Origin of the sequence: Streptomyces anatolicus, from assembly GCF_019400875.1 — a bacterium.
GTDB lineage: Bacteria > Actinomycetota > Actinomycetes > Streptomycetales > Streptomycetaceae > Streptomyces > Streptomyces anatolicus.
In genome coordinates this window covers 1-8,694 of the sequence record NZ_WMBF01000263.1, presented here as the reverse complement: position 1 = coordinate 8,694, position 8,694 = coordinate 1, and the positions used below count along the sequence as shown (strand labels likewise).

Sequence of the window (8,694 nt, the reverse complement as noted above, 5' to 3'; positions counted from 1 at the left end):
GCAAGGGGCTGAGCGCCCCGAAGGGGCGCGGGGAACGGCGCGAGCAACCACACCCAACCCGCAGCTGAGCGCCCGAAGGGGCGCGGGGAACTGCGCGCCCAGCCACGACGGACCCGCAGCCGACGAACGAAAACCCGAACGCCTCCGCCTTCCCCGGCACCGGGGAAAGACCCCGTCCCATCCGCGCAGGTTCAGAGGAGATTCACCCACCTCCCCTCCACTCCCGTTGACACCCCCACCACCTCAGTGGTGGGCTCACTGCCATACGTGACATCAGGGTGACGTAAGGGACCCCGGAGGCCCCGGAGAACAAGGAGAGGGCGGCGTGCAGTTGCGGCGCAGGAAGGGCGCGGTCGCCATCGCCGTCGCCGTCATCGCGAGCACACTCGCCGGCGCGCCCGGCGCCCTCGCCTCCCCAGGCGCCCCCGGCAGCCCCGGCGTCCCGGCCACGTCCCCGGACGCGGGCCCGGACGCCGACACCGGCACCGCCCGCCGCACCACCGCCCCCGCACTGCCGTCCATCTGGCCACGCCCCCAGCTGATGGAGGCCGCCGGAAACCCTGTCACCGTAGGAGACGACGTCGTCCTGGTGACGGCACGTAAAGGCGGCGGAGGAAGCGCCAGGGACGGCGATTTCGATACGTACGCCCTGGACGCCCTCCGCACTGTCCTGCGTGACGCCGGCGCCCGCCGCGTCATCGAGGTGCGCGACGGCGACCCGCTGCCCGCCGGGCCCACCGGAAGCGCCCTGGTCGTCCGGGCAGGCGGCCCCGGCGCGGACCGGGCCCTGCGCGCGCTCGGCGCCCGCGACCACGGCGACCTCCCCTCGGGCGGCTACCGTCTTGCCGTCGGCCGCGTCGACGGACGGGACACCGTCGCCCTCGCCGGAGCCGGACCGGACGGCCTCTTCCACGGCGTCCAGACCCTGCGACAGCTCACCGAGCAGGGTGAGGCAGGCGGGACGAGCGGCGCCAGAGAAACAGGCGAGGCCCGCCAGACCGGCGAGGCCCACACCCCTGGCCGCCCAAAGGCCCCCCGTACCCTCCCCGCCGTCCGCATCCGCGACTGGCCCGGCACCGCCGTCCGCGGCCTGACCGAGGGCTTCTACGGCACCCCCTGGACCCGCGCACAGCGCCTGGCGCAGCTGGACTTCATGGGCCGCACCAAGCAGAACCGGTACCTCTACGCCCCCGGCGACGACCTCTACCGCCAGGCCCGCTGGCGCGAGCCCTACCCGGCGGACCAGCGCGCCGACTTCCGCGCCCTGGCCGCCCGCGCGAAGGCCAACCACATCACGCTGGCCTGGGCCGTCTCCCCAGGTCAGGCCATGTGTATGTCCTCCGACAAGGACATCAGGGACCTCAACCGCAAGATCGACGCGATGTGGGCGCTCGGTGTGCGCGCCTTCCAGCTGCAGTTCCAGGACGTCAGCTACAGCGAGTGGCACTGCGAGCGGGACGCCGAGACGTTCGGCAGGGGCCCGAATGCCGCCGCGAAGGCACAGGCCAAGGTGGCGAACGCCGTGGCCGCGCACCTCGCCGAGCGCCACCGGGACGCGCGGCCGCTCTCGCTGATGCCGACCGAGTACTTCCAGGACGGCACGACCGCCTACCGCGCGGCCCTCTCCGCCGACCTGAACCCCCGTATCGAGGTGGCCTGGACGGGCGTGGGCGTGGTCCCCAAGACCATTACCGGGCGCGAACTGGCGGGCGCCCGCGAGGCGTTCGGCCCGCACCCGCTGGTCACGATGGACAACTACCCCGTCAACGACTTCGCGCAGGACCGCATCTTCCTCGGCCCCTACACCGGCCGCCAGCCCGCCGTCGCCACCGGCTCCGCCGCTCTCCTCGGCAACGCCATGGAGCAGCCCGCCGCCTCCCGCATCCCCCTCTTCACGGCCGCGGACTACGCCTGGAACCCCCGCGCCTACCGCCCCCACGAGTCCTGGCTCGCCGCGATCGACGACCTGGCCGACGGCGACACGCAGGCGCGGGGCGCGCTGCGGGCGCTGGCGGGCAACGACGCCTCGTCCGTGCTCGGGGCCGAGGAGTCGGCGTATCTGCGGCCTCGTATGGACGACTTCTGGCGGGCGCGCACGACGACGGACCGGGCGGAGATCGATGGCGCGGCGAAGCGGCTGCGCGCGGCCTTCAGTGTGATGCGCGAGGCGCCGGCCCGGCTCTCCGGCAGCGCGCTCGGCGGCGAGGTGCGGCCCTGGATCGAGAAGCTGGCGCTGTACGGCGAGGCCGGGGAGACGGCCGTCGACATGCTGCGCGCCCAGTCATTGGGCGACGGCGCCGCCGCCTGGCGGGCCTCGCGCGAGCTGACGAGGCTCCGCGAGGAGCTGAAGGCGAGCCACGTCACCGTCGGCGAAGGCGTCCTCGACCCGTTCCTCACGCGGGCGCAGAAGGCGTACGCGACCTGGGCGGGGACCGACACCGAGCGGGCGTCGGACCGCGCGACGGCCCGCTTCGGCCGCGACCGCACACTGGCGGCGGTGACAGCCCTGACCGACCCCGGCGCGAAGGGCAGCGTCGAGGTGCACGTGCCGGGCAGGGGCTGGCAGCGCGTCGGCGCGCTCTCCAAGAGCGGCTTCACGGAGATTGACCTCACGAAGACCGACCTCACGGACCCGGAGCACGAGGGCACCGGCAAGGGCAAAGGCACCGCCAAGAGCACCCGCGCCGACGCCGTCCGCGTCGCCCTCACCGACGGCACGCTCCGCCACCTCGTGCCCTGGTACGCCGACTCCCCCGCCGCCCGCCTCTCGCTGGCCCGCACCGAGGCCGACGCGGAGATCGGCGGCGGCCCCCGGCGGGTCACGGCGAAACTGCGCTCCCTGCGCCCGGGCAGTGTCCGCGGCAGCCTGGAGGCCAAGGCGCCCGAGGGCATCGAGGTGCGGGTGCCCGAGTCGAGCACGCTGCCGCGCGGCACGGAGGTCGCCGTGCCCATCGACATCACCGTCGCGCCGGGCACCCGGTCGGGCACGTACGAGATCCCGGTCACCTTCGGCGACGAGACCCGCACGGTGTCGGTCCGCGCCTTCCCGCGCACGGCGGGCCCGGATCTGGCGCGCGGTGCGAAGGCCTCGTCGTCGGGCGACGAGACGGCGGACTTCCCGGCGTGGGCCGCCAACGACGGCGATCCGTCGACCCGCTGGTCCTCACCCGCGAAGGACGGCGCCTGGTGGCAGGTGGAGCTGGCCGAGCCGGTCAGGCTGGGTCAGGTCGTGCTGCGCTGGCAGGACGCGTACGCCGCCGGGTACCGCGTGCAGACATCGGCCGACGGCAGGACCTGGCGCACGGCGGCCACCGTCAAGGACGGCAGGGGCGGCCGCGAGGCGATCCGCATGGACGCGCGTGACACGCGCTACCTCCGCGTCCAGGGCGACGAGCGGGCCACGCGGTTCGGCTACTCGCTCTGGTCGGTGGAGGCATACGCGGTCGCCGAGGAGTAGCGGCGACCGCGTACGACCGCGCGTACGGAACGTTCGTACGCGCGTACCCCCACGCATACGCGCGTACCCCCACGTACAACAGAGGCCCGGATCGATTGCTAGGCGGAAATGCCATCGATCCGGGCCATCGCGTCGTCCGCGCCGAACGGCTGCAAGTAGGGCAGCCAGCGCGGATCCCTATGTCCGGTCCCGATGATGCGCCAGGCGAGGCCGGAGGGCGGCGCGGGCTTGTGCCGCAGCCTCCAGCCCAGCTCCATGAGGTGCCGGTCGGCCTTGACGTGGTTGCAGCGGCGGCAGGACGCCACCACGTTGTCCCAGGCGTGCCGGCCGCCCCGGCTCTTGGGGATGACGTGGTCGACGCTGGTTGCGACGCCACCGCAGTACATGCACCGGCCGCCGTCACGGGCGAACAGCGCCCGTCTGGTCAGCGGCACGGGCCCTCGGTAGGGGACCCGGACGAACCGCTTCAGGCGGACCACGCTGGGTGCGGGGACGGTGCGCTTCTCGCTGTGCATGAAGGCGCCGGATTCCTCGAGGCAGAGAGCCTTGTTCTCCAGTACGAGGACGAGCGCGCGGCGGAGCGGTACGACGCCGAGCGGCTCGTACGACGCGTTGAGGACCAGGACATGCGGCACGGATGCCTCCTTGTACGCCGGCGGCGCGTGGCTCGCGCCGGGACGATCTGGCTGTCAGTCTCCCCTCATGCCTGGTCGTAGCGCCACCATGTGCCGGTAACGGGCTCGAAGTGTTTTCGACCACAGCGGCGCCGCACCGGCACGTCACCTGCTTCTTGCCCAGGTGAGCACCGTCTCTCCCTCGAACATGACAACGATCCACACACAATGCCCCGTTAGTGTGGTGTGTCTGCCCGGCCCCCGCACCCCCCGTCGATGACCCCTCACGACATCTCGTCCGCCGGGCGGGCCGCGATACCTGGAGGTACCTGCCGTGCTCTTGTCCGTCCTGTCGGAAGCCGGAGCGGACCCGGACCCCACGCCGACGCCGACGCCGAAGCCGCCCACGTTCGAGGACGCCCAGGAGAGCGCCACCAACGCGGCGAGCTGGGTCGAGCAGAACTGGTCCACGTGGCTCGGCATCGGCCTGCGCATCGTGCTGATCGTCGCGATCGCGGTCGTGCTGCGCATCCTGGTCCGGCGCGCCATCACCAAGCTCATAGACCGCATGAACCGCACGGCGAACGCCGTGGACGGCACGGCGCTCGGCGGGCTCCTGGTGAACGTGGAGCGCCGCCGCCAGCGCTCGCAGGCGATAGGTTCCGTGCTCCGCTCGGTGGCTTCGTTCCTGATCCTGGGCACCGCGGCGCTGATGATCCTCGGCGCCTTCGAGATCAACCTGGCCCCGCTGCTGGCGTCGGCCGGTGTGGCGGGCGTGGCGATCGGCTTCGGCGCCCGCAACCTCGTCACGGACTTCCTCTCCGGCGTCTTCATGATCCTTGAGGACCAGTACGGCGTGGGGGACACGATCGACGCGGGGGTCGCCTCCGGCGAGGTGATAGAGGTCGGCCTGCGCGTCACCAAGCTGCGCGGGGAGAACGGCGAGATCTGGTACGTCCGCAACGGCGAGGTCAAGCGGATCGGCAACCTCTCGCAGGGCTGGTCCACGGCGGGCGTCGATGTGACGGTCCGCCCGGACGAGGACCTGGAGAAGGTGAAGGCGACGCTGGCGGAGGTCGGCGAGGCCATGGCCAAGGACGAGCCGTGGAACGAGCGGCTGTGGGGCCCGGTGGAGATCCTGGGCCTGGACAGCGTGCTGCTCGACTCGATGGTGGTCCGCGTCTCGGCGAAGACGATGCCGGGCAAGTCGCTGGGCGTCGAGCGGGAGCTGCGGTGGCGCATCAAGCAGGCGTTCGACGAGGCGGGCATCCGCATCGTGGGCGGCCTGCCGCTGCAGCCCGCGGAGGACGCCTCGGCAGACCCCTCGGCGGGCGTCGCGGCCCCCTCCGCCTACGCCTCGACGACGTCCCCCCAGTCCCTGGCGACGGCCCCGATCACACCGCCGGCGCAGCCGCCGCACCTCTCGAAGTAGTCCCGCCGCGAAATGTGTGCCCCGGTAATTCACTGAAAGGGAAATTGACAGAGGGGTGAATCCATGCCCCAGGCCCCTTGCAAAAGGGGCCTTTTTCTGTCCTCCCAAAGGGAATTGACAGGGCTTTCATAAATCCCTACGGTCCCGTCGCGTCAGGTATTCGCCGAGCGCTCCCGAGGGTATTCATGACCGCTTCCCCCACTCTGCCGAAGTTCCGGCAGCAGCTGATTCTCACCGTTCTCATGCTCTGCTCGCTGCTGATCTGGCTCGACAACACCATCCTGAGTACGACCCTGGAGACGCTCGCCGATCCGGTGCGCGGCCTGGACGCGGGACCGGCCGAGCTGCAGTGGGCCACCGGCTCCTACACCCTCGCCTTCGCCACCCTGATGTTCACGGCGGGCGCGCTCGGCGACCGCTTCGGCCACCGGACCGTGCTCGTCACGGGGCTTGTCGTCTTCGCCGGGTCCTCGCTGTGGGCCGCCTATGCGGGCGACGCGGGCCAGCTGGTCGCCGCGCGGGCCGCGATGGGCGTGGGCAGCGCACTGATCATGCCCGCCAATCTCGCCATACTCATGTGGACCTTCAGCGGGCCCGCGCGGACCACCGCGATCGCCATTTCCTCGACATCCGCCGGTGTCGGAATGGCCGCGGGCCCCGTACTCGCGGGGCTGCTTCTCGACCATTACTGGTGGGGCTCGGTCTTTCTGGTCAATGTCCCCGTCGTGGCGCTGGCACTTGCCGGCATCGCCCTGCTCGTACCGAATTTCCGCAGCCCCACCCGGCGCCCGCTCGACCCGGCCGGAATGCTGCTCTCGATCAGCGGGCTCGCGGCACTGGCCTATGGCCTCATCCGGGCGGGCCAGGTCGCCGCCTGGGGGCGCACGGACGTGTGGGCGCCGATCGCCATCGGCGTGGTCCTGCTGACCGCCTTCGTACTCGTCGAACTGCGCGTCAAGGCCCCCAGCTTCGACCCCCGGCTGCTCGCGCAGCGGGCCTTCGGCGGCGGCAACGCGGCGCTCGGCCTGCTCCTCTTCGCCATGACGGCCGCCACCTTCTACAACGCCTTCTACATGCAGGGCGCACGCGGCTACTCGCCGATGGAGGCGGGCCTGGCCAGTATCCCGACCGCGGTCGGCGCCACCCTGGGAGCGACCGTCGGCGCCCGTCTCGTACGGCGCTGGTCCCTGCTCCTCGTCACCGCGCCCGCGCTCACCGTCGCGGCGCTGACCATGGGCGCATACGGGTTCCTCGGCGCGCACACCCCGCTCCTCTGGATCGAGGTCCTGGTGTTCGTGCAGGGCCTCACCATCGGCATGGTGATCGGGCCGGTGAGCGCGGCGCTGATCAGCTCGCTGCCGCTGGAGCGGGCCGGTGCCGGGTCGGCCGTCACCAACACCGTGCGGCAGACCGGCAGCGTGATCGGCATCGCGGTCGGCGGCACGATCATGTCGATCGTCTACCAGCGGGCGATCGAACCCTCGCTCAGCGGCGTGCCCGGACCCGTACGGGAGCAGGCGCGGATCTCCGCCGAACAGGCCCGGCACGTGGCCACCGCGAGCCACCGGCCCGCCCTCGCGCGCGCGGCCGACGACGCCTTCCTCCACGCCATGCACGTCGGCGCGGTCTGGATGATGGGCGTCGCGCTCCTGGGGGCTGCCGTGCTGGTGTTCGCCCTGCGTTCCTCCGGGAAGCCCGCGGGGCTGCCGGGTGAGCCGCCGGTGCCGGAGCGGACCCCGGCCGGGGCCGGGGAGACGGCCGCCTCCTGACCCGGCCATCCCTGACCCGGCCATCCCCTGACCGGAGGCCCCGGGAAGCACCCCTCGCAACGCACCGCCCCCGCAGGTAACGACTTGGTTGCCGCGGGGGCGCCCGCTCTTGACGGCCCCTTCGCGCCAGCCTTACGGTCCCCACGAATTGGAAAGTTTCCTAACAGTTACGCGCCGCAGGCAGCCGGCGCGACCGCGGAAGGACAGGTGCCGGCATGGCAGCAGCAGGGAGCACCCCGGGGACCCCGGGCACGCCACGCGTCCTGCGGGCCATGAACGACCGTGCCGTCCTTGACCTCCTGGTCGTCCACGGGCCGCTGACCCGCACCCGTATCGGCGAGCTGACGGGCCTGTCCAAGCCCACCACCTCCCAGCTCCTCGGGCGCCTCGAAGACGCCGGGCTCGTGCACACCACCGGCAGCCTCAGTGGGCGGCCGGGACCGAACGCCCTGCTGTACGAGATCGACCCGGGCGCCGGACACGTCGCCGCGCTCTCCGCCGACCCCACCGGCATCACCGCGCTCGTCGCCGACATCACCGGCACCGTCCTCGGCAGGGAGCGCGTGGAGGCCGAGGCCGTCGCCGAGGACGTCCGCCACCGCACCGCCCAGCTGGTCGCGGAGGCCGTCGACGGGGCCCTGCGCCAGGCGGGCCTCGGCCACGACGACCTGCGGGCCGCGGTGATCGGCACCCCCGGCGCCATCGACCCGCGCACCGGCCAGCTGCGCTACGCCCCGCACCTGCCGGGCTGGCACTCCCGCACCCTGCGCGACGACCTCGCGGCGGTGCTCGGCACACCGGTCGCCATCGAGAACGACGTCAATCTGGCGGCCGTCGCCGAGATGTACGAAGGCGCCGCCCAGGACCACGACAACTACGTACTGACCTGGCTCGACGAGGGAGTCGGCGCCGCCATCGTGCTCGGCGGCACTCTGCTGCGCGGCGCCACGGGAGGCGCGGGCGAGATCGGCTACATGCCGCTGCCCGGCGCCCCGCTGGCCAGGAGCGGGGCGGCCGACCCGAAGGGAGCCGAGGGCGACGGCGGGTTCGAGAGCCTGGTCGCCGCCGCGGTCGTCCGGGGCCTCGCGGGCCCCGGCGCGACACTGACCGACGCCCTCGCCGACGACGCCATCCTCGAAAAGGTCGCCCGCCGCATCGCCACCGGCATCGCCGCGATCGTCGCCGTCGTGGACCCCGAACTCGTGGTGCTCTCCGGCGCGGTGGCCCAGGCGGGCGGCGACAAGCTCCGCGTCCGCGTCGAGGAGGAGCTGACCGGGCTCGCGCTGCCCCGCCCCCAGCTCCGCCTCAGCGAACTCGACGGCGACCCGATCCTCACCGGCGCCCTCCGCTCGGCCCTCACCCAGGCCCGCGACCAGGTCTTCGACACGGCCTGAGCCCAGCGCCCCCCGCACGCAGCCACCC

Annotated in this window: 5 protein-coding genes; 4 read left to right on the top strand and 1 reads right to left on the bottom strand. The window is 72.7% G+C overall.

Annotated elements, in window-relative coordinates; all coding sequences use genetic code 11:
• The first annotated feature begins 325 nt into the window (after nucleotides 1-325).
• Complete coding sequence (locus GKQ77_RS21375; RefSeq protein WP_219690538.1) at nucleotides 326-3,457, top strand: glycoside hydrolase family 84 protein; 3,132 nt, start codon at nucleotides 326-328, stop codon at nucleotides 3,455-3,457.
• Between the two features lie 98 nt (nucleotides 3,458-3,555).
• Here the strand turns inward: GKQ77_RS21375 and GKQ77_RS21370 are convergent, their stop codons facing one another.
• Nucleotides 3,556-4,092, bottom strand: a complete 537-nt coding sequence (locus GKQ77_RS21370; RefSeq protein ID WP_125512811.1) for an HNH endonuclease — start codon at nucleotides 4,090-4,092, stop codon at nucleotides 3,556-3,558.
• Between the two features lie 313 nt (nucleotides 4,093-4,405).
• Between GKQ77_RS21370 and GKQ77_RS21365 the strand changes: the two genes are divergently transcribed.
• From GKQ77_RS21365 to GKQ77_RS21355, 3 genes are all read left to right on the top strand, one after another.
• Entirely contained in the window at nucleotides 4,406-5,503 is a 1,098-nt protein-coding gene (locus GKQ77_RS21365) for a mechanosensitive ion channel family protein (protein ID WP_308117740.1), read from the top strand.
• 185 nt (nucleotides 5,504-5,688) lie between these two features.
• On the top strand, nucleotides 5,689-7,272 hold the full coding sequence (locus GKQ77_RS21360; RefSeq protein ID WP_219690537.1) for an MFS transporter: 1,584 nt from the start codon (nucleotides 5,689-5,691) through the stop codon (nucleotides 7,270-7,272).
• A gap of 215 nt (nucleotides 7,273-7,487) precedes the next feature.
• The gene (locus tag GKQ77_RS21355; protein WP_219690536.1) at nucleotides 7,488-8,666 is read left to right on the top strand and encodes an ROK family transcriptional regulator; all 1,179 of its coding nucleotides are present in this window, start codon (nucleotides 7,488-7,490) and stop codon (nucleotides 8,664-8,666) included.
• Nucleotides 8,667-8,694 lie beyond the last annotated feature (28 nt).